This window comes from Pseudorhodoplanes sp., from assembly GCF_035565795.1.
Classification (GTDB): Bacteria; Pseudomonadota; Alphaproteobacteria; order Rhizobiales; family Xanthobacteraceae; genus Pseudorhodoplanes.
In genome coordinates, this window is sequence record NZ_DATMRV010000227.1 from 1 (window position 1) to 23,777 (window position 23,777).

A 23,777-nucleotide genomic window follows, 5' to 3' on the forward strand; every position below is an offset into this window, starting at 1 on the left:
TGCGCCACGTGCGCCCAATGGTGCGGATAAGACTTGACGCGTTCCGGATCGGCCCAGCCACGCAACGCGAAAAGAACAGCGCCCCGACCGCTCTTGATCAGCGCGTCGGCAACGGTGAAGGGAAACGTGCCGCCGCCGCAGATGATCGCGACCGGACCCGCGTCGGCTGACACGTCCGGCGCCTTCATGACTCGCCGGCCGGGCTTCTTTCTCCGGCTTGTCCGGTCTTGCCCGCCTTCATCAAGGGCCGCGAACCGCCGGCCTTAATAAAGGCAATGACTTTCGCGACCACAGGATCGTCCGCAAAGCCACGCTCCACCGCCTCGACGCGTTCCTTGAAGTGACCGCGTACCAGAAACAGCGCGCGATAGGCTTGCCGCAATCCGTGAATGTCCGCGCGCGAATAGCCGCGCCGGCGCATGCCGACGACATTCAGACCATCGAGTTCGCCGCGCTGACCGATCGCAAATCCGAACGGGATCACGTCGGCGCCGAGTCCGGTTACGCCGGCAATCATCGCGCTCTCGCCGATGCGCACGAACTGATGCGCCGCCGAATGACCGCCCATGAATACATAGTCTTCCACCACGACATGGCCGCCGAGCACGGCATTGTTCGCGAGCGTGACACTGTTGCCGACCTTGCAGTCATGACCGACATGCGAGCCGACCATGAATGTGCACTTGTTGCCGACGGAGGTCAGACCGCCGTCATCCTCGGTGCCGGTGTTCATGGTGACGCCTTCGCGGATCTCGCAATCGGAACCGATCACAAGGCGGGTCGGACCGCCGCGATATTTGACCGATTGCGGCGGCGTGCCGAGCGACGCGAACGGATAAATCGCCGAGCGGTCACCGATGGTGGTGTGACCGGTCAGCGAGACATGGCTGATCAACCGACATTGTTCACCGAGGACGACATTCGGTCCAACGACGCAATAGGGTCCGATCACCGTGCCTTTGCCGACCACGGCGCCGGGTGAGACGCGCGCGCTCGGATCAATGGTGACGTCGGCCGTTTCAAGCATTGTCAATCATCGCTCCGATTTCGGCCTCCGCAACCAGAGCGCCTTGCACCCGCGCTTCCGCGCGATACCACCACATCATCCGTTTTCGAGTGATCTTGGTGACGTGATACTCGATCGTGTCGCCAGGCCGGACAAGCTTGCGAAACTTCGCCTTGTCGATCGTCATGAAGAATACGTTTTTCGACGCGTCCCCGGTTTCGCCTGAGCAGATGCATAGCACGCCCGCAGTCTGTGCCATCCCCTCAATCATCAGGACGCCCGGAAAGACCGGATTGTCCGGAAAATGACCCATGAATTGCGGCTCGTTCGCGGTCACGTTCTTGATGCCCACCGCGCTTTCATCCGCGCGCATGTTGATCACGCGATCGACCATCAGAAACGGGTAGCGATGCGGCAGCGCCTTCAAGATGCGCGCAATGTCGGCGCTCTCAAGCTTTGTCGGCATGTCGTCCATGACATTCAACCTTGAGTTTCGGCTCTGCCCTTTTCAGCGCTATGCCTTTTGGCCGCCCGTTCGAGCCAGGCGACCTCGCGCATCCAGAGCTTGGCCGGTTTTGCCGGCAATCCCGCCCAGCGCCCTCCCGGCGGAACATCCGCGTTCACGCCGCTCATACCGGCAATCTGCGCCCCCTCACCGATGGTGACGTGGTTGTTGATGGTCACGCGGCCGCCGAGAGCGACAAAGTCCTCCAGAGTTACGCTTCCGGCAATCGCGCAAAGAGCAACGATCACGCAATGCCGGCCGATCGTTACATTGTGACCAATCTGGACCAGATTGTCGATTTTCGTTCCCTCGCCGATGACGGTGTCCCGGATCGCGCCGCGATCGATCGCGGTTCCCGCTCCGATCTCCACGTCGTCCTGGATGATGACGCGGCCAATTTGTGGGACCTTCGCATGACCGCGCGGGCCCATCAGATAACCGAAGCCGTCCTGGCCGATCCGGCAGCCCGGATGAATGATTACGCGATCGCCGATCAGCGAGTGAATGACTGAGGTTTGCGCGCCGACGCTGCAATCCCGTCCAATCCGCACCCCAGCCCCGACGACGGCACCGGCCCCGATCAGGGTGCCCGCGCCAATCTCCGCACGCGGTCCGATGACGGCGCCAGGCTCGACAGTGACACCGTCTTCGAGACGCGCCTTGGGATGAACCGAGGCGCCCGGTGTAATCCCATCCGCTTCGAACAGCGACGACGGCCGCAAGGCTTCCGCGAACAGCTTGCGCGTGACCGTCACGAAGCCGCGATACGGCTCGCGCGTGACCAGCAGCAGCAGTCCCGGGGGCGCATCCTTGACGAAACGCTCGGCGATCAGACACGACCCCGCGCGTGTGTTTCTCAGGCCTTCGGCGTAGCTCAGATTTTCAAAGAAGGTCAGATCGCGCGGGCCAGCGCGATCGATTGGCGCGACATTGGTGATGAGATGACCCGCGCGCGATGGGTCAGACATCGTCGCACCGGTCATCGCGGCGATGTCGCCTGCGCTCACACCATCCGCACGCTTGAAGAAGATCGGTTCGGTCATCCGCCGGCTCGCAAGGTTACTCTGGCGGCTTGTGGAGACCGGACCGCTTCCGATCAGAACTTCGTCCCGCCGCCAAAGCGGAATTCCTGGACGATGTCGTAGCTTTCCTTGGTCAGCGGGATTGCATAGTCGAACCGCAGCGGGCCGAACGGCGAATCCCAGATCAGACCGGCACCGACGGACGTGCGGATGAGCTTCGAATCCTCGAAAGTCATGGTTTCACCCGGAACGCTGGTCGGTCCTTTGTAATTCCACACCGAGCCGGCATCGGCGAAGATCGAAGCCCGGATGCCGATATCCTTCGGGATGAAATGCAACGGGATGAACAGTTCGAGGCTCGCCGCCCAGAAGTTCGTGCCGCCGATGGCGTCATGCGTCGTCCACTGTGTCAGATCGCGCGGACCGAAACCGTTCATGCGGAAGCCGCGGACGAGGTTCGGGCCGCCCTGATACAGATCGTTGAACCGCAAATTGTTGCCGTTCCACGGCGTCACGTTGCCAGCCTGAAGGCGCAGCATCGCGACGTAGTCAGGGACAACCTCGTGATAGAAACGCGCATCGCCGGAAGAACGCAGGAAGTTCACGTCACCGCCGAGGCCAGCCAGTTCCTGCTTCAGTTCGGCGCGAATTCCGCCGGTCGGGCTACGGTTGTTGTCCAGCGTATTGTAGATCAGGCTGTAACCGGCCATAGAGGTCATCTGCGCGCCTTGATTGAAGCTCAGGCGGACGGGCAGAGACGGCACGATTGACACGCCTGTGCAGTTAACTGGAACTGTTGTAGGATTAAACGGCACAAGCGAATAACAGGACGAGTAGTTGTCCTGCAGGGTGATTTCCTGCTGGTACAGCGAATAGCGCAGTTGCAACGCCAGGTCTTCGCGCAGCTCGAAGCCGAGCCGGACCGTGCCACCGACCGTCCTCGTGTCATACGAGGTGTATTGCTGGTTGTCGGTTGCCTTTCCGAAGAAATCGAGACCGAGCGCCATCCGATAATCGAGGAAATACGGCTCGATGAACGAAAGCTCGAAGCCGCGCGCACGCTGACCATATTGCACGGCTGCGCGAACGGCCTGGCCACGGCCGAGCAGGTTACGCTCGCCGACAGAGACTTCGCCAAGCAAGCCGTCCTGCGTCGAGTAGCCGCCCGAAATCGAAAACTCGCCGGTCGACTGTTCCTCGACCTCGACATTGATGACGATACGGTCGGGCGACGTTCCCGGCTCATTGGTGATTTTCACCGACTTGAAGTAGTTCAGGTTCTTCAGACGGCGTTCGGCGCGGTCGATCAGGGCGCGGTTATAAGCGTCGCCTTCGGCGAGGTCGAATTCGCGGCGAATGACCCAGTCGCGCGTACGCGTGTTGCCGCGGATCTGAATGCGCTCGATATAGGCGCGCGGACCTTCCTCGACCGTAAAGACCACATTGATCAGCCGGTTCTGGAAATCGCGGTCGCCGCGTGGGCGGACCACCGCGAACGGATAGCCACGCCGTGCGACGTCGACCGCGATCGCCTCGACCGACTTCTCGACCGCCTCGGCGTTATAGACAGCGCCCGCCGTCGCCTTGAGCCTGCCCGAAAGCGAGGCGGCGTCGACGGAACGTACGTTCGACTGAATATCGACAGCGCCGAACTTGTACTGCTCGCCCTCGTCGATCGTGAAGGTCACGATAAACGCCCCCTGCTGGGGATCGAACTCGCTCACGGCAGAGACGATCCGCACATCGGCAAACCCATGCTTCAGATAAAAGCGGCGCAGAAGGTCGCGGTCGGCCTCGATCCGGTCCGGGTCGTAGACGTCGCTCGACTTCAGGAAGCTCAGAAGATTCGCTTCAGTCGTCTTGATCACGTCCCTGAGGCGGTAGTCCGGATAGGCACGGTTACCGACAAAGCGGATGGTCTTGACCGACGTCTTCTTGCCCTCTGTGATCTCGAAAACGAGGTCCACGCGATTGTTCGGCAGTTCGATGATCTTCGGCACCACGCGCACGTCGTAGCGGCCGTTGCGCCGGTATTGCTCGATGAGGCGCTGGGTATCGGACTGCACCAGCGGGCGTGAAAGAGTGCCGCGCACTTTGGACTGGATTTCGGCGAGCAGCTGCTCGTCCTTGGCCTTGGTGTTGCCTTCGAAAGCGATGCGGTTGATGACCGGATTTTCGACCACGGTCACAATCAGGCGGCCACCCGCATGGCGGATCCGCACGTCCTGGAACAGACCGGTCGCGTAAAGCCCCTTGAGGCCCTCGTCGATCGTAGCGGCGTTCAGACCGCCGCCGGAAGACTTGAAGTAGGCGCGAATGGTGTCGGCCTCGACCCGGCGATTGCCTTCCACCACGATGCTGCTGGCGGATTGGGCATAAGCAGAACCTGCCGGCACTGCGATAGCAGCGACGCCAAAGAACACTCCCCCAAGGAGCACGGCGGCCAAGCCAACCCCTCGCATTACTCGGGCACCGATTGCCATTACCACGCGCTCTTGTCCCACCCCGTTAGCGACCAGAATCGTAAACAAGTCTCTAACAATACTCGTTTTTACAGCCTCGGGCCCGAGGCGCAAACGAAACCGTTCCAATCTTCGACTAAGCCCCGCCACGTTGCCCCCTCGCCACACACATGTCCCCAGGCGGAGGTGTCAGGAGGCCGCCAAATGGATAATGTCGTTAAAGGTTGCAAAAATCATCAACATCACCACGAGCGCCAGACCGATCCGGAAGCCCATTTCCTGGGCACGCTCCGACAGCGGCTTACCCCGCACCGCCTCGATCGCGTAGAACAAAAGGTGACCGCCGTCGAGCAGCGGCACCGGGAACAGGTTCAGCAGACCTATCGAGACCGAAAGGATGGCCGCAAGGTTCATCAGTGCGACAAAACCGACGGTCGCGACCTGTCCCGAAACCTGCGCGATCCGGATCGGGCCGCCCAGCTGGTCGGCCTTCTCGCTCCCGACGATCACCCCGCCAAGGTAGGACATGGTCCGCTCGATCACGAACCAGGTTTCGCTGACGCCCATCCCGAGCGCGGGCAGCACCCCAACCTTCTCATGCTGAGCGTCGGTCGGCGCCATTGACCGGCTGATGCCCAACACACCGATCCGGTGGGTGTTGCCGAAATTGTCCTTCATCTCGCGAAGCGTCGGGGTCGCTTTCAGATCAAGCCGGGCACCGCCGCGGTCGACCGTCACCGCCAGTTCCTGGCCGGCACTGGTCGAAACCACGCGCTGCATCTCTGAAAAGGTCTGGATCGGCCGTCCGTTGATGCTGACCACCACGTCGCCGGGCTGGAAACCGGCCGCCGCCGCCGCGCTCTCGGGCTGAATGCCGTCGATCCGCGCCGAGGTCGATGGCTTGCCGTAGAAGACAAAAATCGCTGCGAAGATAAGGATCGCAAGGATGAAGTTTGCAAAGGGGCCGGCAGCAACGATGGCTGCCCGTTTGCCGACGCTCTGATGATGGAAACTCTCCCGCCGCTCAGCCGCCGTCATCGTTGACACGGCGTTATGATCCGGCGTGCTCGCAGCATCCTCGTCGCCGAAGAACTTGACGTAGCCGCCGAGCGGAACCGCCGAAATCTTCCAGCGCGTCCCGTGGCGGTCGTTGAAGCCAACGATTTCGGGGCCGAAACCGACCGAGAAGACCAGCACACGCACGCCGCACAACCGGGCGATGAGAAAATGGCCGAGTTCGTGAAAAAAGACGACGATGGTGAGGACAAAAAGGAATGGAAGCAGCGATCCGGGGAAGCCGCCGCCCCACAAACTGAAATTCTCAAAGAAACCCATGAGCGGAACCCTATCACCCAAAGATGGCGTCAATTAGTGAAGGCCTACTGAAGCTGAAGACTTCAGCGTACTGGCGATCTCCCGGGCCGTCCGGTCGATTGCCAGCGCCTCCTCCACACTCGTCGGCTCGCGCGCGATTCCCCGTTGCGCGGCAGCATTCAGAGTAGCGTCCACGAGCGACGGAATGGAGGCAAATCCGAGGCGACCCGCCAGAAATTCCGCCACTGCCACCTCGTTGGCGGCGTTGAGGATGGTCGGCGCCGCCCCGCCCTCCTCGATCGCCTCGCGCGCGAGACGCAGCGCCGGGAAGCGGGCGAGGTCAGGAGCCTCGAATGTCAGGCTCGCCATTTCCTCGAGCCGGAGGCGGCGCGCGGGTTCATCCATGCGCTCGGGCCAGGCCAGGCAATGCGAGATCGGAATACGCATGTCGGGGGCCCCGAGCTGCGCAATGAACGATCCGTCGCGGAATTCGACGATGCCATGCACGATCGATTGGGGGTGAACGAACACGTCGATGTCGCTCGCCGGCATCTGGAACAGATGATGCGCCTCGATCAGTTCGAGTCCCTTGTTCATCAGGGTCGCGGAATCGATCGTCACCTTGGCGCCCATCGACCAGTTGGGATGGCGCAGGGCCTGCTCAGGCGTGGCATTGCGCACCGCTTCCGCCGTCCAGGTCCGGAACGGGCCGCCTGACGCCGTCAGGATCAGGCGCCGGACATCCGAGCGTTCGCCTGCGGCCATAGCCTGAAACAACGCGTTGTGTTCGGAATCGACCGGGAGGATCGTGACACCCTTCTCTGCCGCCCGCCGCATGAACAGACCGCCGGCGCAAACGAGGCATTCCTTGTTGGCGATCGCGACACTCGTGCCGCGTTCGATAGCTGCCATGGTTGGTGCAAGTCCGGCCGCGCCGCTGATCGACGCCACGATGAGATCTGCGGGACGTTCGGCGGCTTCGATCACGGCGTCCGCGCCTGCAGCCGCGGTGATGTTCGATCCTGACAGTGCGTCCTTGAGCGCACCGTAAGCATCAGGCTCCGCGACGGCGGCGAAACGCGCACCGAGCGCAATCGCGGTCTTGGCGAGCGCCTCGACATTGCGCTGCGAGGCGACCGCCTCGATGCTATAGCGATCGCGCTGCCGTACCAGAAGATCGAGCGTGCTCGTACCGATCGAACCGGTCGCACCGAGAATGCTGATGGTGCGCGGCGAGGCGGCGCTGCGAGACGTACGGGGTGCGGATGTGACCATGAACTACCAGACCAGGAGACCGGTAGCGGGCGCGTCGAAACCGCCGCGCGCCACACCGATCAGCGCCGCCGTTACAGCGGCAAAGATGAAACCGTCGAGTCGATCCATGACGCCGCCATGCCCCGGAATCAGGCCGCTCGAATCCTTCACGTCGAAATGCCGCTTGAGCCAGGACTCGAACAAGTCCCCGCATTGCGACGCAATGGACAAAACAAGCGCCACCGCGCCGACCATGAGCGGATTCCTGATCGAAAACATGGCGGCAATACCGATCGCCGCGGCAATCGCGACGATTGTGCCGCCCATCGCTCCCGACCAGGTCTTCTTCGGACTGATCGCCGGCGCCAGTTTCGGCCCACCGAATGCGCGGCCGGCGAAATAGCCGCCAATGTCCGTTCCCCAGACAATGGCGTAGAGAAAAAGGATCGCCGCGAAGCCGAACTTTGCGTCGGATCGAACGATGATGGTCGCCATCAGCAGCGCCGATGCGTAGACCACCCCGCCTGCGACGGTAGGCGCCTGTTTGCCCGCGGTCACGATCCCGGCGAGCACGCCAAGCGCCACGATCATAAATGCGCTCGACAGATTGCCGGTCTCAAACAGGATCGCCTGCAGGAGAAGCGCACACACACCGGTCGCCAGCAGAACATTGCGGCCGGATGGTTCGACAAGGCCGATCCACTCCCACCAGACCGCCATCGCGGCGGCGCCCCAGAACACCGTGAAGGGCCAATCGCCAAACCATGCGGCGCCGATCGCAAGCGGAGCCAGCACCACGGCGGATGCAACCCGCAGCCAAAGATTACGCGCTGACGGCGTCGAAGTCGTCTCGGGCAGTTGGACTGATGGCTTCACACCATCCATGGTCAGGATCCGGCCGCGGCCAATCCGCCGAACCGCCGCTCGCGGCGCGAATATTCGAAAATCGCCTGTTCGAGCGCAGCGCGGTCAAAGTCCGGCCAGAAGGTCGGAACGAACACAAGCTCGCTATAGGCCGACTGCCACAGCAGGAAGTTGGACAGCCGCTGTTCGCCGCTGGTCCTGATGATCAGATCGGGGTCGGGAAGGTCCGGCGCATCCATGAACTGCGAGAGGCGCTCGGCGGTGATGTCGGACGATGACAGGCGGCCGGCAGACAGCTCTTCCGCCAGCCGCCGGACCGCCCGCGTGATCTCCTGCCGCGCGCCGTAATTGAACGCGACCACAAGCGTCATACCGTCGTTGCGGCGCGTCAGCCCTTCCGCCTCTTCGAGCAGCCGTTTCACGTCCGGCGACAGCGTTTCGCGGTCGCCGATGATGCGCACGCGCACATTGTTGCTGTTCAGTTCGGCTAGATCGTTGCGGATGTACAAACGCAGCAGGCCGAGCAGGTCACGGATCTCCGATTGAGGACGCGACCAGTTCTCGGAACTGAACGCAAAAAGCGTTAGGATGTCGATGCCGATCTCGCCGGCGGAACGCACCGTGCGGCGCACCGCCTCGACGCCACGGCGATGCCCTTCAGCGCGCGGCAATCCGCGCGCTGCGGCCCAGCGCCCGTTGCCATCCATGATGATGGCGACGTGACGGGGAACATCGAAGCCCGAGCTCCCGCCGACTGATACCTTTGGCATCGACATGATGGTTATGTCCGCGCGGCCGTCAGACCGTCAGGATTTCCTTTTCCTTGGTGGCGAGCAACTGGTCGATGTCGTGTATCGCCTGATCCGTCGCCTTCTGGATTTCGTTCGAATAGCGCTCGTGATCGTCCTTCGAAATCTGATGATCCTTTTCGAGTTTCTTGATCACGTCGATACCGTCGCGGCGCACGTGGCGGACCGCGACACGCGCTGCCTCGGCATATTTGTGCGCGACCTTGACCAGTTCCTTGCGGCGCTCTTCGTTCAGTTCCGGAACGCGCAGGCGGATCACCTGGCCCTCGGTCTGCGGGTTCAACCCGAGATTGGCCGCCGTGATCGCCTTCTCGACCGCGTGCACCATCGCGCGATCCCAGACCTGCACGCTGAGGAGACGCGCCTCCGGCACGCTCACGGTGGCAAGCTGCGACAACGGCATATGGGTGCCATAGGCGTCAACCTGAACCGGCTCCAGCAGATTTGCGTTGGCGCGGCCGGTGCGAAGCCCCGAAAGCTCCTTCTTTAGCGCGGCGAGCGCGCCTTCCATACGGCGCTTCAGGTCGTTGATGTCGTGGGTTGTCGCTGCCATCTCGTTATTCTCTTGAGTCGCGTTCTCTCGGGTCGCTCTACAGGATCGAACGTCAGAAATCGCTTTCGAACCCAATCGGGGTCCCAGCAACCTCGCCGCCCGCCCCGAATCTCGACGGGGCTAGCCGGCAACGATGGTCGCGCGGCCCTTTCCACGCAAGACAGCCTCGACCGCCCCCGGCTCGCGGATCGAAAAAACGATGATAGGCATACCATTTTCGCGGGCAAGCGCGAACGCGGTCGAATCCATCACCTTCAGGTTGCGCTCCAAGGCCTCCCGCGGCGTCAGGCGATCATAGCGCTTCGCCGACGGGTTTTGCTTCGGGTCGGCATCATAGACGCCATCGACATTGGTCGCCTTGAGGACGGCGTTGCAGTCCAGTTCCGCGGCGCGCAATACCGCCGTCGTATCGGTCGTGAAATACGGGTTGCCGGTGCCGCCCGCGAGCAGCACCACCCGCCCCTGACCGATGAGATCGAGGGCGCGGCGCCGGGAGAAGTAATCGCAGACCGTCGGCATGGGGACCGACGACAGGGTCGTCGCCGGCGCGCCGTGCCGCTCGATCGCGGCCTCGAGCACGAGGCTGTTCATCACTGTCGCCAGCATGCCCATGGTGTCGCCGGTCGGACGCGATACGCCGCGGCTGGAGACTTCGACACCGCGAAAGATGTTGCCGCCGCCAACGACCAGCGCGACCTGGACACCGAGCTTGCGCGACGCGGCGATGTCGGCTGCGATCGCCTCAACGATGGTCTGATCGACGCCGAACCCGGCAGATCCCGCGAGTGCCTCGCCCGACAGTTTGACGACCACACGTCCATAGACCGGTTTGGTCATGATGCGATCGTCCTGCGAGATGGCCGTCAGCTCTTTCCTGCGGCTGCTGCGACTTCGGCAGCGAAGTCGCTCTCCTGCTTGTCGATGCCTTCGCCGATCTTATAGCGGACAAAGCCCGTGACCTTGATCGGGCCGCCGACCTTGCCTTCGGCTTCCTTCAGCGCCTGCGCGACGCTCTTCTTGTCGTCGTGCACATACGGCTGATCGAGCAGGCAGACTTCCTTGTAGAAGCTCTTGAGGCCGGACTCGACGATCTTTTCGATCACGTTGGCCGGCTTGCCGGAGGCTTTCGCTTTGTCCGACAGCACGCCCTTCTCACGCTCGATCACATCGGCAGCCAGACCAGACGAATCCACAGCGAGCGGACCCGCGGCCGCGATATGCATCGCGACCAGCCGCCCGAGCGCGGCCAGTTCCTGCGTGTCGCCGCTCGATTCGAGTGCCACCAGCACGCCGATCTTGCCCAGGCCGTCGGAAATCGAATTGTGCATGTAGGTGCCGACCACGCCCTGGCTCACAGAGAGCGAGGCCGCGCGGCGCAGCGTCATGTTCTCGCCGATGGTCGCGATGGCGGAGGCGATGGCTTCCTGCACGGTCTTGTCGCCGACCTTGGCCGCCCGCACAGCCTCGACGTCGCCGCCGCTGGACAGAGCGGCGTCCGCGATCAGCTTCACCAGACCCTGGAAATGATCGTTGCGCGCAACGAAGTCGGTTTCGGCGTTGACCTCGACGACCGAACCCTTGCCGGGAGCGGTCGAAATGCCGATCAGGCCTTCGGCTGCGACGCGGTCGGCCTTCTTCGCGGCCTTCGACAGGCCCTTCTTGCGCAGCCAGTCGATCGCAGCCTCGACGTCACCCTTCGTCTCGGTCAGCGCCGATTTGCAATCCATCATGCCCGCGCCGGTCTGTTCGCGCAGATCCTTCACGAGCGCTGCGGTGATTTCTGCCATGACAATGTTCCGAGACAATTCCGAAAGAGAGACAGTCGCGGCGCGGGCGTATCCCGCGCCGCCGGTACCGGTTCTAGATAGTTACTCGGCGTCGGCCGTGAAGCTCTTGGCCTTCGCAACCCACTGGTCGGCGCGCCCCGGCAGACCGACGGCCTCACCGAGCCGGTGCGCCTGATCATGCGACAGCGGCGCAAGCTGCCAGTAGTGGAAGATACCGAGATCGTTCAACTGCTTCTCGATTGAGCCGGATACACCGGGCAGCTTCTTCAGATCGTCGGCAACGCCGCGTGGCCCAGGCAGTGCCTCGTAACCGGCATCGCTGCCCTCCGGGAGATCTTCCATCACCGGTTCGGCGGCAGCACCGATGTCGATGCCGCGCTCGCCCTGCGAACGGCTGATGCCGTCGATTGCGGCGCGCGCAACGAGGTCGCAATAGAGCGAGATCGCACGGCTCGCGTCGTCGTTGCCGGGAACGGCATAGGTGATGCCGTTCGGGTCACAATTGGTGTCGACGATCGCCGCGACCGGGATGTTCAGGCGCTGCGCTTCCTTGATCGCGATGTCTTCCTTGTTGGTGTCGATCACGAACAGCATGTCGGGCAGGCCGCCCATGTCCTTGATTCCGCCGAGCGAGCGGTCGAGCTTGTCGCGCTCGCGCTGCAGGTCGAGGCGCTCCTTCTTGGTGTAGCCCTGCGCCTCGTTCGAGGAGAGCATCTCTTCGAGCTTGCGCAGACGCTGGATCGATCCGGAGATCGTCTTCCAGTTGGTCAGCGTGCCGCCGAGCCAGCGCGAATTGACGTAATACTGCGCGCACTTCTTCGCGGCTTCGGCGATCCCGTCCTGGGCCTGGCGCTTCGTGCCGACAAAGAGGATGCGACCGCCCTTTGCGACGGTGTCGGACACCGCCTGCAGCGCCTGATGCAGAAGCGGCACGGTCTGGGCGAGGTCGATGATGTGGATGTTGTTGCGGACGCCGAAGATGTAATTCCCCATCTTCGGGTTCCAGCGGTGGGCCTGATGGCCGAAATGGACGCCAGCTTCCAAAAGCTGACGCATGCTGTAGTCGGGCAGCGCCATAAGTCTTCTCCGGTTGGTCCTCCGCGGATCAAAGTGAACGCGGCGCCTCGGGCGCCGTGCTACCGGACGGTCTCGATGGCCCATTGTCGGGGCCTGAAACCAGCGATCCGCGTGTGAGATGGGCGGCCATATAGCGGCCCCGATCCCGAAAGGCAAGAAAAAGGCAGGCCGCGGTCTGTCCATCGGGATTGCACAGAAAGCCGGTGCGCGAACGATACTCGTCAGTATAGGGTGGTTCCACGCCCCAAGAGGGGTGACTCTCCCGGAGACAATCTGCTCGTATGCCCGCACAAACCTCGTTCCGCGACCTTCTCGCCCTCCTCGACCAGCAGCGCCAGCTGCGCCACGTCAGCCGCAGGGTCGACGCGCGCCACGAGCTCGTGGCGATCATGCGGAAGGTCCAGAAGGGGCCGAACCAGTCTCTCCTCTTCAGGACCGTCACCGGAAGTCCGACCCCGATCGCGACCAACGTCCTGTGCCGGCGGTCGATTCTGGCGGACGCGCTCGACCTGCCGCTGCCGGCCATGCTGCCCGAACTTGTGAAGCGGGAGGCCAGCACGCGGCCGCTCGAAACCGTCTCGGACGCCCCCGTTCAGGAGCGCGTCGTGACCGGCAACATTTCGGTCGAATCAGAGATACCGCAGGTCGTCCATTGTGCGGAGGATGCTGGCCCGTACATCACCGCCGGGGTCGTGATCGCTCGTCACCCCGAGACCGGAATCCACAACGCCTCCTGGAACCGCATCCAGATCGTTGGCGGGGACCACATGCGCATCCGCATGATGGCTCCGCAGCACCTCGGCCAATATCACGCAGCGGCTGAACGCAAGAATGAGCCATTGCCGATCGCGGTCGTGATCGGCGCGCCGCCCTCGCTGATGTTGAGCGCAGCCTCCAAGATCCCATTCGAGGCCGACGAACTCCTGACCGCCGGCGGATGGCAGGGATCGAACCTGCGCGTCGTCCAGGCGAAGACAGTGCGGCTGCTGGTCCCCGCCGACGCGGAATACGTGATCGAGGGCCACGTCCTGCCGAACGTGATGGAGGACGAAGGCCCGTTCGGCGAATTCACCGACGGATATGTCGCCAGGGCCCCGAACAACGTGATGCGCGTTACGGCAATCACCCGCCGCAACGACGCGATCTATCATGTGATCCTTGCCGGCGGCCCCGAGGATTCAACGCTGCTGGGCGTGCCGCTGCAGACGGAGGTCTACAAGCGCGTCTCCGCTTTCGCCAAAATCCGTGACATCGGCACGCCCGGTCATATCTTCGGCTGTGTCGTATCCATCGAAAAAAACAGCGACGATCAGGCCCGCGCCGTCATGCTCGCCGCACTCGCGGCGCATCCATGGATGAAGGTCGTTGTGGTCGTCGACGCCGATGTCGACCCGCATGATCCGCAGGAGGTCCTGTGGGCCATTCATACGCGCCACACGCCAGAGACCGGCGTCTACATGATCCCGCGGCTTGGCAGCTTCCAGCGTACCGACGTGCGGGACGCGCATCGCGGCAAGGTTGGCATCGATGCCACGGCCCCCATGAGCATGCGCGACGTCTTTCGTCGGCGAGCCTTCCCCGGAATGGACGAGATCGATCTCGACGTTGTGCTCGATCCGCTCCGGCCAAGGTGAGTGGCGGCGGCCCCGCTAACTCTCACGCTGTCCAATGCTCTCACTCGCTAATGCTCTCACTCCGACAACGACGATGAAACGAGGTTCCAAAATGCTGCGTGTTCTTCTGGCAAGCCTGCTGGTCATTTCGGCCGTGCCGGCTTCGGCACAGAACTATCCGACGCGTCCGGTCACGCTTGTGGTGCCGTTTGGCGCCGGTAGCGGAACCGATGTCATGGCGCGCACGCTTGCGGATGAACTGGGCAAGAAACTTGGACAGGCCGTGGTGGTGGAAAACCGGCCCGGCGGCAGCAGCATTCCCGCTGCCGAATTCGTCGCGCGCGCGGCACCGGACGGCTACACGCTTTTCATGGGCGGCAACACGACCCATTCCGCCAATCCGCATCTCTTCAAGGAGCTGCGCTACGATCCGCTGAAGGACTTCACGCCGATTTCCCGGCTGGCGACGGCCGGCGCCGTCCTCGTCGTCTCGCCGAAGTCCGAATTCAATTCGATCGCGGATGTGGTGAAGGCCGCGAAGGCCGATCCCGGCAAGCTGACTTACGGCGCCTCCAACAGCGGATCGCAGATCGCGGCCGAGCGGATCAAGCGGGTCGGCGGCGTCGACATCACGCGCGTCCCCTACAAGACCACGCCGCAAGCCCTGTCCGACGTTATCGCCGGCCATCTCAGCATGACCTTCCTCGATGTCGCAGCGGCGCTGTCGGCGGTGAAGAACGGACAGGTCCGCGCCCTCGCCATCTCATCCGGCACGCGTTCGCAACTTTTGCCCGACGTCCCGACGATGCAGGAAGTCGGCTTCCCCGGCTTCGACCTGACCTTCTGGAACGGCCTGTTCGGTCCGGCGAAGATGCCAGCTGACATCGCCACCAAGCTCAGCGACGCTGCGGCCGAGATCATGAAGTCGGACCAGATGAAGCAGCGGCTGACCGCCGTGGGGCTTGACGCGGCCCCGCTCCCGGCCGCGCAGATGGACGGCTACATGCGTGCTGAACTGGACAAGTGGGGCAGCTACGTTCGCGAGTCCGGCATCCAGCCGAACTGACGGATCGCATAGGCCACCGCCCTACCCTGCCTCGACCGTCACAACGCCGGGCACCGACTTGATCGCGCCGGCAATCTGCGGCGAGACCTTGTAGCGGCCCGGCAGTTTTACTTCGACCTCGCCACCGTCCGACAGCATCAGGATGAAATGGACCTCACCATCGCCTCTCGGTTCGAGGCGATTGGTGATGGCGTCGAGCGGGGCCGGGTCGCGCAGGAAGATCTGAAGGCTCTTCTGCACTTTTTCGGCCGCCTGATCGAGCCGCTCCACGGTCTGGATACGGGCGCGGACCTCCTCTCCCTGCGCCTCCGCAGAGAGAAACAGCAGCACGGCATTCCCGGGCTCGAGCAGATCGCGGTATTGCTGCAGCGCTTCCTGGAACAGCACCGCCTCGTATTGTCCGCTTGGATCGGACAGGCCGATGATGCCCATCTTGTTGCCGGTCTTGGTGCGGCGCTCGGTGCGCGACACCACCGTCGCGGCTGTTCGTCCGCCGCTGGCGCCGGCCAGTATCGACCTGGAGAATTCCGACCAGTTCAGCACCTTCATGCGCTTCAATGCGGTAGCGTAATCGTCGAGCGGATGGCCAGTCAGGAAGAAACCGATGGCCTCGTATTCGCGTTGCAGCCGGTCGGCGGGAATCCACGGATCGACATTCGGCAGGCGCATCGGTTCACGATGGGCGGGCCCACCGAACAATTCGTTCTGGCCGCTCTCGGCTGCATCGTGTGAGCGCTGCGCAACCGCCAGCATGGTTTCGACCGCCGCATGAACGCGGGCGCGGTTCGGATCCAGCACATCGAAAGCACCAGCGGCCGCGAGACTTTCGAGGACCCGCTTGTTGATCGCCCTCGGGTTGATGCGTGAGGCGAAGTCGGAGAGATCGCGGAACGGCTTGTCCTTGCGCGCGGCGACGATCGATTCCACCGCTTGCGCGCCGACACCTTTCAGGGCGGCGAGCGAATAGAAGATTGTGTTGCCCTCGACCTCGAAAGCCTTGCCGGACCGATTGATGGACGGCGGTTCGAGCTTGATGCCAAGCCGTTCGGCTTCGTTGCGGAATTCGGCAAGCTTGTCGGTATTGCCCATGTCGAGCGTCATCGACGCCGCAAGGAATTCGACCGGGTAGTTCGCCTTCATGTAGGCGGTCTGATACGCGACCAGCGCGTAGGCCGCGGCGTGACTCTTGTTGAAGCCGTATTCGGCGAAGCGTTCGAGCAGATCGAAGATCGCATCGGCTTGCGATTTCTGCACGCCACGTTCGACGGCGCCTTTGACGAAGCCCTCGCGCTGCGCCTGCATCTCGCTTCGGATCTTCTTGCCCATGGCGCGGCGCAGCAGGTCGGCTTGTCCAAGCGAGTAACCGGCGAGAAGCTGCGCGGCCTGCATCACCTGTTCCTGATAGACGATGACGCCGAACGTCTCCTTCAGCACCTCTTCAAGCTTCGGGTGGATGTAGTCCGGCTCCTCCTCGCCGTGCTTGCGCGCGCAATAGGTCGGGATATTTGCCATCGGGCCCGGACGATAGAGCGCCACGAGCGCAATGATGTCCTCGAACCGGTCCGGCTTCATGTCGAGCAGCGCGCGCCGCATGCCCTGACTTTCCAGCTGGAACACGCCGACCGCCTCTGCCCGACCCAGAAGCTCGTAGGTCTTCTTGTCGTCGAGCGGGATCGCCGACAGGTCGATCTCGATGCCGCGCAGCTTCAGCAGATCGACCGCGGTCTTGAGCACGGTCAGCGTCTTCAGGCCGAGAAAGTCGAACTTGACGAGGCCCGCCGGCTCAACCCATTTCATGTTGAACTGGGTCACCGGCATGTCGGATTTCGGGTCGCGGTAAAGCGGCACGAGTTCGGCCAGCGGCCGGTCGCCGATCACGATGCCCGCGGCGTGTGTCGATGCGTGGCGCGTCAGGCCTTCGAGCTTGCGGGCGATGTCGAACGCACGGCGCACGGTCGGATTGGCATCGCGCTCGGCCTGCAGCTTGGGCTCTTCATCGATCGCCTTGGCCAGCGTGACCGGATTGGCCGGGTTCTGCGGCACGAGCTTGCAGAGCCTGTCGACCTGGCCGTAGGGCATTTCGAGCACGCGGCCAACGTCGCGCAGCACGCCGCGCGCCTGCAGCGTGCCGAACGTGATGATCTGCGCTACCTGATCGCGGCCGTAGCGGCCCTGCACGTAGCGGATCACCTCGTCGCGGCGCTCCTGGCAGAAGTCGATATCGAAGTCCGGCATCGACACGCGTTCCGGATTGAGGAAGCGTTCGAACAGGAGCGCGAACCGCATCGGGTCGAGATCGGTGATGGTGAGCGCATAGGCGACGAGCGAACCCGCGCCGGAGCCGCGGCCCGGCCCGACCGGAATGTCGTTCTGCTTCGCCCATTGAATGAAGTCCGCGACGATCAGAAAGTAGCCGGGATATTTCATCCGCTCGATGACATCGAGCTCGAAGGCGAGCCGCGCGTCATACTCTTCGCGCGACTTGTTCGGAGCGAGGCCATGCAGTGCAATGCGGCGGTCGAGCCCGTCCTTTGCGCGCTTGCGCAGCTCGGCGCCCTCGTCGGTGTCGCCGGATGTGAAGCGCGGCAGGATCGGCTTCGACGTTCTCGGACGATACGAGCAGCGCTGCGCGATCTCGACAGTGTTGGCGATCGCTTCCGGCAGGTCCGAAAACAGCGCCGCCATTTCCTTGCGGCTCTTGAAATAATGCTGCGGCGTGAGCTGACGCCGGTCGGTCTCGGCGATCAGCCGGCCTTCGGCGATGCAGATCAGCGCGTCGTGCGACTCGTAATCCGCCGGCGTCGCAAAGAACGGTTCGTTGGTCGCGACCAGCGGCAGCGACTGCGCATAGGCGATATCGATCAGGTGCGGCTCGGTCGCACGCTCTTCGGGCAGATCATGACGCTGCAATTCGACATACAGGCGATCGCCGAACAGGTTGCGCAGCGTAGCCGCGCGTGCCTGCGCGACATCGAGTTGCCCCGCCCTGATCCCCTGATCGAGTGCGCCGGTGGGGCCTCCGGTGAGCGCGATCAACCCGTCCGCCCCCTCCTCCAGCCAGGCGACAGGCAGATGCGGCGGTTCGTTCGACGGCGAATCGAGAAATGCCCGCGACGACAATTTCATCAGGCGCCGATAGCCATCCTCGCGTGCGGCCAGCAATACGAGCCGCGGCAGCACCCGGTTATGCGCCGGATTGCGCGGGTCGCGCGGCTGGTCGCCGAAGTCGACGCTGAAGCAGCAGCCGACGATCGGCTGCACGCCGGAGGCCGCCAGCTTGTCGGAGAATTCCAGCGCCCCGAACATATTGTCGGTATCGGTCAGCGCCAGCGCAGGCTGCTTGTCGGCCTTCGCAAGATCGGCGAGCTTGCCGATCTTCAGCGCGCCCTCGAGCAGCGAATAGGACGAGTGCACATGCAGGTGCACGAAGGGCGCATCCGACACCGGGAAGCCTCACGAATCTGTCTGGTCAGTCGCGATGGTGCGGAGGCCACGCCGCCAAGTCCACCGCCAATGCGGCAGGGCCGGCCTGCGCACCCGATTTCCCCAGGATGCCCTGAAACGAAGACGCCACGGAACCAATACGCCCTCAAACAAGGAACGCCCTGAACAGCCGGCCCGGAGCCTTTGCCTCGATCAGGAAGCAGCCGGACCCCCACCTACGCGAATGCAAACCGAAGGCGGGCGCCCGGCCGAAACCGCGTCCTTTTCCCGCGGACGCAACAAACGCATGACGCTACTCGCACGCGACTTTCAGACTTTGGGCAATGCCCTGAACAACTACAGACCGCCGAGCACCTGCGCCCATATGGCGATCATTCCGAGAAAGAGCGACAGCGAGGCCAGTGCAGCGGCCTCCTCAACAACAGCGCGAAACATGACGGCTCCCCTGCCTCAAACCTCGCTATGGCCCGCCCGATAAGAACGGACAGAGAACATAGTTCGCTTTTTGTTCTCCGTCAAGCGGCTCGTGAAACAGGCATCGGCGCGGACCTGCCGCGCCGACTTGGGAAGTCTCGTGCCTGGGAAGCGTTTCTGAGGCTCAATGGTTTCCGGCCCGGCCGTTCGGGTGGACGGGACCCCAATTTCCCATCCGGTCGACAGCCGCAATGCCAAGCGCCGAGATGATGAAGGTGAGATGGATGATGACCTGCCACATGATCCCGGCTTCCGTGTAGGAGGCCTTGGGACCACCGAGGTTGCCGGCCTCGATGAAGGTCCGCAGCAGGTGGATCGACGAGATGCCGATGATCGCCATTGCGAGCTTGATCTTGAGCACGCTGGCGTTGACGTGGCTGAGCCATTCCGGCTGGTCGGGATGCCCTTCAAGCTTCAGCCGCGACACGAAAGTCTCGTAGCCGCCGACGATCACCATTACGAGCAGGTTGGAGATCATCACCACGTCGATCAGCCCGAGAACGACCAGCATGATCTGCTGCTCGCTGAAGTCCATCGCGTGCGACGTAAGGTGCCAGAGCTCCTTCAGGAACAGCACCACATAGACGCCCTGCGCGACGATCAGACCGAGATAAAGAGGCAACTGAAGCCAGCGCGAGCCGAAGATCAGCGATGGCAAAGGACGCAGTTCACGTCCGACAATGTCGGTCGCATTGGCTCGTTCAGTCATGGCTCGTCATGGTTGGAGGATGGTTCAGGCGATAGCGGGAGCAAGATGGGAATGCAGCGTGTCGGTTCAATACCCGTTCGCATCACGCGATGAAAATGTGGACGCGGAGCAACACCGCCTATTCCAGCTCGATCACAACCCCTTCGCGGATGGTCACGCGGCGGTCCATGCGCCGCGCCAGTTCGAGATTGTGGGTCGCGATGATGGCGGCAAGGCCCGAGGCGCTGACCAGCTGCCGGAGCGTTTCGAACACATGGTCCGCGGTGTGCGGGTCGAGATTACCGGTGGGCTCGTCGGCCAGGAGGATGCGCGGCGCATTGGCTACAGCGCGCGCAATCGCAACGCGCTGCTGCTCGCCGCCCGACAATTCCGCTGGCCGATGTTCGAGCCGAGCCTTCAGGCCGAGATAGGATAGTAGTTCGCTCGCGCGCTTGCGCGCCTCGGCACGCGACAGGCCTCGGATCATCTGCGGCAGCATCACATTCTCGACCGCGGAAAACTCCGGCAGCAGATGATGCGCCTGGTAGACGAAACCCATCTCGACGCGGCGGATGGCGGTGCGCTCCGCATCGGACAGGCTTGCGGTCGGCTTGCCGTCGACGAACACCTCGCCGGCATCCGGATGTTCAAGCAGTCCCGCGATATGAAGCAGCGTCGACTTGCCGGCGCCGGACGGCGCGATCAGCGCGATGGACTGGCCGAGCCAGCAGCCCAGTTCCGCGCCGCGCAGGATCGAAAGTTCGGACTCGCCCTGCTGATAGCGCCGCTGAACCCCGTTCAGGTAAAGCACCGGGGCTTTTGCGGAGCCTGCAGCGGCTGTCTGATCGTCCGCCATAACGTGCTCATTCATAGCGGAGCGCCTCGACCGGATCGAGACGCGCAGCGCGCCACGACGGATAGAGGGTCGCCGCAAGCGACATGGCGAGCGCGATCACGATGACCGCCGTCGTCTCGCCGGCATCGATCTCGGCCGGCAGACGCGACAGGAAATACAGTTCGGGCGCGAACACTTCGCGCGCCGTCAGCCACGATACGAATTGACGCAGCGACTCGATGTTGGCGCAGACCACAACGCCAACGAGGAATCCGAGCGCCGTCCCCACCACGCCGATCGATGCGCCGGTGATCAGAAAGACGCGCATGATCGCGCCCTGTGTCGCCCCCATTGTCCGCAGGATCGCAATGTCGCGGCCCTTGTCCTTCACCAGCATGAACAGGCCGGAGATGATGTTCATCACCGCGACAAGGACGATCAGCGAGAGGATCAGCGCCATCACGTTTCGTTCGACCTGCAGCGCGTTGAAGAAGGTGGCATTGCGCTGCGTCCAGTCGGTGATGAAGATCGGCCGTTCGGCCGCCTTCGTCAGCAAGGTCCGGAACTCGCGATACCGGTCGGGCGAGTCGATATAGATCTCGATCGCAGTCACGTCGCCCGAACGATTGAAATAGGCCTGCGATTCAGCGAGCGGCATGAAGACGAAATTGGAGTCGTATTCCGACATGCCGATCTCGTAGACCGCCGCGATACGATAGGTCTTGATGCGCGGCGTCGTGCCCATCGGCGTTACCGCGCCGCGCGGCGCAACCAGCGTCGCATTGTCGCCGGCGCGAACCGACAAGGCATCAGCGAGGCGCTTGCCGATGATGATGCCCTGCCCTTCGTCAAAGCCGTCGAGCGTGCCCTGCTTCAGGTTGGCGGAGATCGAGGCCTGCTTGTCGATATCGGCAGCGCGCATGCCGCGTACACCGACGCCGGTCGAATGGAACGGCGACGAGATCAGCGCCTGACCGTCGACCATCGGGGCGGCAAGGCGCACGCCCTGCACTCCGCTCAGACGCGTGGCCAGTTCCTTCCAGTCCGTCAGCGGCGATTCCAGCGGCTGCACCAGCAGGTGGCCGTTCATGCCGAGAATCTTCTCGAGCAGTTCTTTGCGGAAGCCGTTCATCACCGCCATCACGATGATCAGCGTCGCAACGCCGAGCATGATGCCGAGGAACGAAATGCTCGCGATGACGGAAATGAATCCCTCCTTGCGCCGCGCCCGCAGGTAGCGGAGTGACAGCATCCACTCAAAGGGCGCAAACGGACGCGTTGCGGAGGATTCGCTCATTCAGACTCCTGAACCTGCGGATTTCATCAGATTCTGGCCGTTTCAAGCCACCGCCAATTACCGTGGCGGCAGCAGCACACACAATTTCGTGGGGACATTTGGTCGCCACGATGTCCGGTGACTTGAGGCGCCGTCCTCATCCAAACCGGTTCAGCACCTCGTCCGGGCTCAGCATCTCGCGGCTTCCATCCGCCCGGCGCTTCACCTCGTATTGGCCCGCGGCCAGCCCTTTCGGACCGATCACGACCTGCCACGGAATCCCGATCAGATCGGCGGTGGCGAATTTGGAACCAGGCCGCTCGTCGAGATCGTGATAGAGCGTGTCCACGCCGCGGGCCTGCAGATCAGCATAGAGCTTCTCGCAGGCCGCATCGGTCGCGGCGTCACCCTGCTTCAGATTGAGGATTGCAACCCGGAACGGAGCCACGCTTTCGGGCCAGATAATACCCGCGTCGTCGTGAGACGCCTCGATAATGGCGGCGACAAGGCGCGACGGGCCAATTCCGTAGGAACCCATGTGCACGGCACGTTCGGTTCCGTCCGGACCCGTGACCACGGCTTTCATGGGCTCCGAATATTTGGTCCCGAAATAGAAGATGTGGCCGACCTCGATCCCGCGCGCGGACACGCGCGCCGGCTCGGGAAGCGCAGCGAACGCAGCCTCGTCGTGCTTCTCCGACGTCGCCGCATAGAGGCCAGTCCAGCGATCCACGGTCGATTGCAGGCCGGCGACATCGTCGAAGTTCACGTCCTCGCCCGGCACCTCAAACGAGAGGTAATCGCGATGACAGAACACCTCGCTCTCGCCGGTTGACGCCAGGATAATGAATTCGTGGCTGAGATTTCCGCCGATCGGACCGGTTTCGGCCACCATAGGGATCGCCTTCAGTCCCATCCGCGCGAAGGTCCGAAGATAGGCGACGAACATCTTGTTGTAGGAATGCCGCGCTCCGGCCTGGTCCAGATCGAAGGAATAGGCATCCTTCATCAGGAATTCGCGCCCGCGCATCAGCCCGAAGCGCGGCCGCACCTCGTCCCGGAACTTCCACTGGATGTGATAGAGGTTAAGCGGGAGATCACGATACGAGCGCACATAGGCGCGGAAGATGTCAGTGATCATCTCCTCGTTGGTCGGACCGTAGAGCATTTCGCGCTCGTGGCGATCCTTGATTCGCAGCATCTCCTTGCCATAGGCGTCGTAGCGCCCGCTCTCGCGCCAGAGGTCGGCCGACTGGACCGTCGGCATCAGCAATTCGATCGCGCCGGAGCGATTCTGCTCCTCACGGACGATGTCACAGATCTTGTTCAGCACCCGCAGGCCGAGAGGCAGGAAGGCGTATATGCCCGCGGCCTCCTGTCGCATCATGCCCGCCCGGAGCATGAGGCGATGCGAGACGATTTCAGCCTCTTTCGGGGTCTCCCGCAGGATGGGAAGGAAATAACGCGACAGTCGCATGGGTTGCTTTCGAGGAATCGGCCGGATCGGCGCGCAAGTGACTGAAACCGGATCGCGTCCGAAAATTCAAGGCACGCACCAAGGCACGCACTATGTGAGCACGACCCGCAATCCTTGATAGCAGGGCCTTGCTGACCGAGAGGAAAGTGCTATAGCTTTCGCACGCGAGTTGGGCAGACGCGGCCCAACCGGTCCAAGTCTTGGGAGGATCGCGAGCGCCAAAGGCGCCGCCGACGCTTCAAAACAGCCAA

General features: G+C 63.0%; 19 protein-coding genes and 1 pseudogene. 2 read left to right on the forward strand and 18 right to left on the reverse strand.

Annotated features, from left to right (window positions below):
• From VNZ93_RS20040 to VNZ93_RS20100, 13 genes and pseudogenes are all read right to left on the reverse strand, one after another.
• Positions 1 to 188 (reverse strand): annotated as a pseudogene (locus tag VNZ93_RS20040) (DUF1009 domain-containing protein); the annotation flags it as partial.
• The gene (gene lpxA, locus VNZ93_RS20045) at positions 185 to 1,027 is read right to left on the reverse strand and encodes an acyl-ACP--UDP-N-acetylglucosamine O-acyltransferase (RefSeq protein WP_325709321.1); all 843 of its coding nucleotides are present in this window, start codon (positions 1,025 to 1,027) and stop codon (positions 185 to 187) included. The pseudogene VNZ93_RS20040 and the gene lpxA, both read right to left, overlap by 4 nt.
• Positions 1,020 to 1,472, reverse strand: a complete 453-nt coding sequence (fabZ, locus tag VNZ93_RS20050) for a 3-hydroxyacyl-ACP dehydratase FabZ (protein WP_325709324.1) — start codon at positions 1,470 to 1,472, stop codon at positions 1,020 to 1,022. The genes lpxA and fabZ overlap by 8 nt, the downstream gene beginning before the upstream one ends.
• 14 nt (positions 1,473 to 1,486) lie before the next feature.
• On the reverse strand, positions 1,487 to 2,554 hold the full coding sequence (gene lpxD / locus VNZ93_RS20055) for a UDP-3-O-(3-hydroxymyristoyl)glucosamine N-acyltransferase (protein WP_325709327.1): 1,068 nt from the start codon (positions 2,552 to 2,554) through the stop codon (positions 1,487 to 1,489).
• Positions 2,555 to 2,607: 53 nt separating this feature from the next.
• Entirely contained in the window at positions 2,608 to 5,016 is a 2,409-nt protein-coding gene (gene bamA / locus VNZ93_RS20060) for an outer membrane protein assembly factor BamA (protein ID WP_325709330.1), read from the reverse strand.
• Between the two features lie 168 nt (positions 5,017 to 5,184).
• On the reverse strand, positions 5,185 to 6,330 hold the full coding sequence (rseP, locus tag VNZ93_RS20065; RefSeq protein ID WP_325709333.1) for an RIP metalloprotease RseP: 1,146 nt from the start codon (positions 6,328 to 6,330) through the stop codon (positions 5,185 to 5,187).
• 33 nt (positions 6,331 to 6,363) lie between these two features.
• Positions 6,364 to 7,584, reverse strand: coding sequence for a 1-deoxy-D-xylulose-5-phosphate reductoisomerase (dxr, locus tag VNZ93_RS20070; protein WP_325709336.1), 1,221 nt, complete (start codon positions 7,582 to 7,584; stop codon positions 6,364 to 6,366).
• 3 nt (positions 7,585 to 7,587) lie between these two features.
• On the reverse strand, positions 7,588 to 8,448 hold the full coding sequence (locus VNZ93_RS20075; protein ID WP_325709339.1) for a phosphatidate cytidylyltransferase: 861 nt from the start codon (positions 8,446 to 8,448) through the stop codon (positions 7,588 to 7,590).
• A 2-nt stretch (positions 8,449 to 8,450) separates the two neighbouring features.
• The gene (locus VNZ93_RS20080; protein ID WP_325709342.1) at positions 8,451 to 9,203 is read right to left on the reverse strand and encodes an isoprenyl transferase; all 753 of its coding nucleotides are present in this window, start codon (positions 9,201 to 9,203) and stop codon (positions 8,451 to 8,453) included.
• 22 nt (positions 9,204 to 9,225) lie between these two features.
• Positions 9,226 to 9,789 carry a ribosome recycling factor gene (gene frr, locus VNZ93_RS20085; RefSeq protein WP_325709345.1) on the reverse strand — a complete coding sequence of 188 codons (564 nt, stop codon included), beginning with the start codon at positions 9,787 to 9,789 and terminating at the stop codon, positions 9,226 to 9,228.
• A gap of 120 nt (positions 9,790 to 9,909) precedes the next feature.
• On the reverse strand, positions 9,910 to 10,626 hold the full coding sequence (gene pyrH / locus VNZ93_RS20090) for a UMP kinase (protein ID WP_325709348.1): 717 nt from the start codon (positions 10,624 to 10,626) through the stop codon (positions 9,910 to 9,912).
• Between the two features lie 26 nt (positions 10,627 to 10,652).
• Complete coding sequence (gene tsf / locus VNZ93_RS20095) at positions 10,653 to 11,576, reverse strand: translation elongation factor Ts (RefSeq protein ID WP_325709351.1); 924 nt, start codon at positions 11,574 to 11,576, stop codon at positions 10,653 to 10,655.
• Positions 11,577 to 11,657: 81 nt separating this feature from the next.
• Entirely contained in the window at positions 11,658 to 12,653 is a 996-nt protein-coding gene (locus tag VNZ93_RS20100) for a 30S ribosomal protein S2 (protein ID WP_325709353.1), read from the reverse strand.
• A gap of 281 nt (positions 12,654 to 12,934) precedes the next feature.
• Here VNZ93_RS20100 and VNZ93_RS20105 point away from each other — a divergent pair, with 281 nt between their 5' ends.
• Together VNZ93_RS20105 and VNZ93_RS20110 are read left to right on the forward strand one after the other, a co-directional pair.
• The gene (locus VNZ93_RS20105) at positions 12,935 to 14,287 is read left to right on the forward strand and encodes a UbiD family decarboxylase (RefSeq protein WP_325709355.1); all 1,353 of its coding nucleotides are present in this window, start codon (positions 12,935 to 12,937) and stop codon (positions 14,285 to 14,287) included.
• Positions 14,288 to 14,378: 91 nt separating this feature from the next.
• Positions 14,379 to 15,332, forward strand: a complete 954-nt coding sequence (locus tag VNZ93_RS20110) for a tripartite tricarboxylate transporter substrate binding protein (protein ID WP_325709358.1) — start codon at positions 14,379 to 14,381, stop codon at positions 15,330 to 15,332.
• A 21-nt stretch (positions 15,333 to 15,353) separates the two neighbouring features.
• Here the strand turns inward: VNZ93_RS20110 and dnaE are convergent, their stop codons facing one another.
• The 5 genes from dnaE to proS form a co-directional block, all read right to left on the reverse strand.
• On the reverse strand, positions 15,354 to 18,776 hold the full coding sequence (gene dnaE / locus VNZ93_RS20115; protein WP_325709361.1) for a DNA polymerase III subunit alpha: 3,423 nt from the start codon (positions 18,774 to 18,776) through the stop codon (positions 15,354 to 15,356).
• Positions 18,777 to 19,374: 598 nt separating this feature from the next.
• Entirely contained in the window at positions 19,375 to 19,959 is a 585-nt protein-coding gene (locus VNZ93_RS20120) for a TIGR00645 family protein (RefSeq protein WP_325709364.1), read from the reverse strand.
• Between the two features lie 118 nt (positions 19,960 to 20,077).
• The gene (locus VNZ93_RS20125; protein WP_325709367.1) at positions 20,078 to 20,794 is read right to left on the reverse strand and encodes an ABC transporter ATP-binding protein; all 717 of its coding nucleotides are present in this window, start codon (positions 20,792 to 20,794) and stop codon (positions 20,078 to 20,080) included.
• Between the two features lie 7 nt (positions 20,795 to 20,801).
• Positions 20,802 to 22,070 (reverse strand): lipoprotein-releasing ABC transporter permease subunit, encoded by a 1,269-nt coding sequence (locus VNZ93_RS20130; protein ID WP_325709369.1) that lies wholly within the window; start codon positions 22,068 to 22,070, stop codon positions 20,802 to 20,804.
• A 136-nt stretch (positions 22,071 to 22,206) separates the two neighbouring features.
• A complete protein-coding gene (gene proS, locus VNZ93_RS20135) occupies positions 22,207 to 23,526 on the reverse strand; it encodes a proline--tRNA ligase (RefSeq protein WP_325709372.1) in 1,320 nt (439 codons plus the stop codon).
• Between the last annotated feature and the right edge of the window lie 251 nt (positions 23,527 to 23,777).

Bases quoted from the DNA above. Each gene is read 5' to 3' on its own strand.
- lpxA (WP_325709321.1), bottom strand. From the start codon at position 1,027: ATGCTTGAAACGGCCGACGTCACCATTGATCCGAGCGCGCGCGTCTCA.
- fabZ (WP_325709324.1), bottom strand. From the start codon at position 1,472: ATGCCGACAAAGCTTGAGAGCGCCGACATTGCGCGCATCTTGAAGGCG.
- lpxD (WP_325709327.1), bottom strand. From the start codon at position 2,554: ATGACCGAACCGATCTTCTTCAAGCGTGCGGATGGTGTGAGCGCAGGC.
- bamA (WP_325709330.1), bottom strand. From the start codon at position 5,016: ATGGCAATCGGTGCCCGAGTAATGCGAGGGGTTGGCTTGGCCGCCGTG.
- rseP (WP_325709333.1), bottom strand. From the start codon at position 6,330: ATGGGTTTCTTTGAGAATTTCAGTTTGTGGGGCGGCGGCTTCCCCGGA.
- dxr (WP_325709336.1), bottom strand. From the start codon at position 7,584: ATGGTCACATCCGCACCCCGTACGTCTCGCAGCGCCGCCTCGCCGCGC.
- VNZ93_RS20075 (WP_325709339.1), bottom strand. From the start codon at position 8,448: ATGGATGGTGTGAAGCCATCAGTCCAACTGCCCGAGACGACTTCGACG.
- VNZ93_RS20080 (WP_325709342.1), bottom strand. From the start codon at position 9,203: ATGTCGATGCCAAAGGTATCAGTCGGCGGGAGCTCGGGCTTCGATGTT.
- frr (WP_325709345.1), bottom strand. From the start codon at position 9,789: ATGGCAGCGACAACCCACGACATCAACGACCTGAAGCGCCGTATGGAA.
- pyrH (WP_325709348.1), bottom strand. From the start codon at position 10,626: ATGACCAAACCGGTCTATGGACGTGTGGTCGTCAAACTGTCGGGCGAG.
- tsf (WP_325709351.1), bottom strand. From the start codon at position 11,576: ATGGCAGAAATCACCGCAGCGCTCGTGAAGGATCTGCGCGAACAGACC.
- VNZ93_RS20100 (WP_325709353.1), bottom strand. From the start codon at position 12,653: ATGGCGCTGCCCGACTACAGCATGCGTCAGCTTTTGGAAGCTGGCGTC.
- VNZ93_RS20105 (WP_325709355.1), top strand. From the start codon at position 12,935: ATGCCCGCACAAACCTCGTTCCGCGACCTTCTCGCCCTCCTCGACCAG.
- VNZ93_RS20110 (WP_325709358.1), top strand. From the start codon at position 14,379: ATGCTGCGTGTTCTTCTGGCAAGCCTGCTGGTCATTTCGGCCGTGCCG.
- VNZ93_RS20120 (WP_325709364.1), bottom strand. From the start codon at position 19,959: ATGACTGAACGAGCCAATGCGACCGACATTGTCGGACGTGAACTGCGT.
- VNZ93_RS20125 (WP_325709367.1), bottom strand. From the start codon at position 20,794: ATGGCGGACGATCAGACAGCCGCTGCAGGCTCCGCAAAAGCCCCGGTG.
- VNZ93_RS20130 (WP_325709369.1), bottom strand. From the start codon at position 22,070: ATGAGCGAATCCTCCGCAACGCGTCCGTTTGCGCCCTTTGAGTGGATG.
- proS (WP_325709372.1), bottom strand. From the start codon at position 23,526: ATGCGACTGTCGCGTTATTTCCTTCCCATCCTGCGGGAGACCCCGAAA.